Genomic DNA, 3,683 nt, shown 5'->3' on the forward strand with positions numbered 1-3,683 from the left:
CGTTCCGTCCGGAAAGTCAATCCCGCAAAAGCGCAACGCCTCTTTGTAGGTTATACCATTGTTCCGCATTTGCATAAAATGTTCGTAAATCTTCGGTTTGTATTCTTTGAGAAAGTAAAAACGGCTGTCGCCTTTAATGTGGCAGCCGAACCCGCAAAATAGGCAGCCTGTCCGCCGCAGTCCCAAATCGTAAATCGGACTGTACGGCAAATTGAATTTGCGGATATAGGCCCAAATATCCTGTTCCGTCCATATTGATAATGGATAACTCGCAACCGTATTTGTTTCAAACGAATTACAGCCGTGTTGCAGCCATTTTTGCAAACGCAGACGGCTTTCACCCGCCATTGTACCGATAAGAGGAAACAAGCCCGTCTGCTTTTGAAATTTGACAAATGGCTTTTTCTTCAAAAAATAGCAACACCGCTCTGAAACATCAAAAGGCGCGTCAATCAAAAACTTCCATCTTTCGGCAATTTTTCCGATGCCGTTAATACTTCCATTCAAGCGGATATTGCGTAATTTTTCACTGTTTGTGTGTTTGGCTTGCCGTATGTATTGGCTTTGTTCCTTGCTGATTAATGGAAAGCCGTATTTTTCAATCAGTTGCCGGATATGGATTTCGGGACGGATAACGGTTAGATTTTCCGTTTCACGCACAAATTTTACGACTTCGGGATATTCGTTGCCGGTGTTGCAAAAAACGGCGGGAATAGATTTATCCACAAAACGCCGGATTATGTCCATCATTACGCCGCTGTCTTTCCCTCCCGAATAGCTGACGTATCCCTTGTCGCCAACCTTTGCCAAAAATGCAGATACAACGCCAACGCTGTGGTCTATCTTCTGTTCCAGTGTCCAGCTTTGACGATATTTCAATTCTTCATGCGTCATAGTTTAAACCCTTTCCTGTCGTTTTCATGCTTTGGCATACTTGCTATAACCAGCCTGTCGCCCATTGCTTCCTTATATTCCTGCAAACGGTTGGGTATGGGCGTTATATCGCTTGGTTTCATTTTGCCCGACATCAGGTCGTGGATTTCCTGAACGGCTTTTTGAGTATCATTTAGCGGTTGTTCTTTTTCCTGTCTTTTTTCGGGTTTATCTTCGCCTGTGTCAATAGGTTTCAGCGAAAGCTGTATTTGCCTGTTTAATGCCGAAAGTTCCAATTTGAGGGTTTTCAATTCGTCTTCCTTGCGCCATGTTGTTTGAGCAATACCCTGCAAAACAGGCAGGTCGGCAGACAGTTTTATATTTTCTTTTTCGTACTTTTCCATCAGCGAGGGAATTTTTTCGAGTGCGTGAAGAAAATAATTGACCGCTAATTTTGGGTCGCTCGCGATATGACCGTTGTTGTAATTGTACTTGATATGTCCCTCGCCTTCAATGAAAAAGCGGTTTTCCTTCATAAACAAACCTTCTTTCATGCTGTCTTCGGTTTTAACCAATAATTTAAAGCCGTACAGTTCGCCGATTGGGTAGTGTTCGCCGTGCGTAGTGGCGTGGTCGCTGATATGGGCAAGTCTGGCGGCAAGGGTTTTTACATCGGCGCTTTCCACGCCGTCGAGTTTCAGCGGATTGAGTTTGTTACCCTCTTTGTCGTGTTGTACGCGGCTGTTAAAAGTTTCCCAATCACCTTTCATTCGGGCGATTAATTCCGTATTTCCGTCCACCGTGCGGACAATATCTTCCAGTTTATGCACGGATATTGCCTTGTTTTTGCTAAAACCCTGCCGCTCGCTTTCGAGGGCGGCGATTTTCTTGTCCAATTTTGCCTTTTCCAACAAATCGGTATTTCCCGACAAAATCGCTACATATTCCGAAAAGTTCATGCCGCTGTCCTCGCTCATGCTGCCCTCGTCAATACGGCGGCTGCCCATATTGTTGGTTTTGAGTTGCGTAATAAACAGTTGCTTGTTGTGCAAAAGATTAAATTTGTAACTGTCCAATGATTTTTCTACTGCGTAAATAATTACATCTACCTTATTGTCGGCGTGGAGTTTGGCAATTTCATTGCCTTTTCTGATAGCGCGTCCTTCCCTTTGTTCCAAATCGCTTGGTCGCCAAGGGCTGTCCAAATGGTGGACGGCTACGGCTCGCCTCTGTGCGTTTACGCCTGTGCCAAGCATTTCCGTTGAGCCAAATATCACGCGGATATGCCCGTCGTTCATTGCCTGTATCATGGCTTTGCGGGCAACTTCGGTCTTGGCTTCCTGAATAAAGCGGATTTCTTGAGCGGGTATTTTATGGTCTTCCACCAATTTGCGTTTGATTTCGGAATATACGTTCCATTCGCCCGGCTTGTATGTTCCCAAATCGGAAAAAACAAACTGCGTTCCCTTTTCCTTGTCGTACTTTTTGTAGTATTCGGCAATTTTCATGGCACAATGCGAAGCCTTGTTATCAATATGGTCATCGTATTTGCCTTTATCAATCATGCGCATATCCAGCGACATTTTTCGTGCATAATCGGTTGCTATCAGCATTTTGGCGTCCTTTTCCCCGCCTTCGAGCGGTGCGCGTCCCAACAGGGTGGCATCGCCGCTTTTGGCAAAGGCAACCAGTTTTTTGATAAACTCCTGCTGCTGTGGTGTCTGCGGGATATTGTGCAAAATTTCATGCTTTTCGGGACGGTCTATGCCTATATCCTTTGCCGTGCGGAAATCGGTAATTTCGGAATAGAAAGCGGCTAATTCAGGCACTTTGATAAAGTATCTGAACCGTTCTTTCTGTACAATCTCGTTGGTAATGGAAAATTCATAATCCCTGTTCTTTTGGGCAAAAACTGCCGCCCACGCATCAAAACTGTTGATATTCTGCCGTTCCATTTCCTGCGGGCGCAGGTATTTGAACAAAAGGTATAACTCCGTCAATGAATTGCTTATGGTTGTGCCTGACAAAAAAGTTGCGCCCAAATCCTTACCTGTCCGTTCTTGGATTGTCCGAAGTGCAAACAGCATATTCAGGGCGCGTTGCGAGCCTTCGGGATTACCCAGACCTGCCACGCGGTCGTGGCGGGTGTTGAACATCAGGTTTTTGAAGCGGTGCGATTCATCGACAAAAATATGGTCAATGCCCATCAGTTTGAAATCCACAATGTCGTCCGTGCGGTTTTTGATTTGCTCGGTCAGCGCCTTGATTTTGACTTCCAGATTTTCCTTTCGAGTTTCAACGCCTTTGAGCATTTTTCTTGAAATTTCCTTACCCTGTTCGCGCAATACCTGCAAATTCTCATCAACGCTTTCCAGTTCTTTTTCCAGAATTTGCTTTTGGATTTCAGGCGATTGGGGTATTTTCCCGAATTGGTCGTGTGTTAAAATCACGGCATCCCAACTGTTGTTTTTTATGTCGTTGAAAATCTTTTGGCGGTTTTTCGGGGTAAAGTCCTCCTTGCCCGGATAGAGGATTTTCGCGTTGGGGTACGCCTTGCGGAATGTGGCGGCGATTTCGTGAACGTTGGCTTTCAGTCCGATTATCATCGGCTTGTTGGCAAGTCCCAAACGTTTCATTTCATACGCCCCGCAGCACATTATCAGGGTTTTGCCTGCCCCCACCTCGTGGTCGCATATCCCTCCGCCGTTCATCTTCAGCATCCATATCGCATCTTTCTGGCTTTGGTACAAACCGGGAATGCCCAACGCTTTCAAGTCAAGGTTGGGGAAAGTCTGGTGCGAGCCGTCATA

At 45.7% G+C, this 3,683-nt stretch carries 2 protein-coding genes; both read right to left on the reverse strand.

The window, feature by feature from the left end; translation table 11 throughout:
* Positions 1 to 894, reverse strand: an 894-nt coding sequence (locus ACYPWY_RS15685; RefSeq protein WP_459686485.1) for a phosphoadenosine phosphosulfate reductase family protein, incomplete at its 3' end; no start/stop codon positions are given.
* On the reverse strand, positions 891 to 3,683 hold a 2,793-nt coding region (locus ACYPWY_RS15690), incomplete at its 5' end, for a helicase-related protein (protein ID WP_459686486.1). The genes ACYPWY_RS15690 and ACYPWY_RS15685, both read right to left, overlap by 4 nt.

It is taken from the genome of Viscerimonas tarda (genome assembly GCF_054601255.1).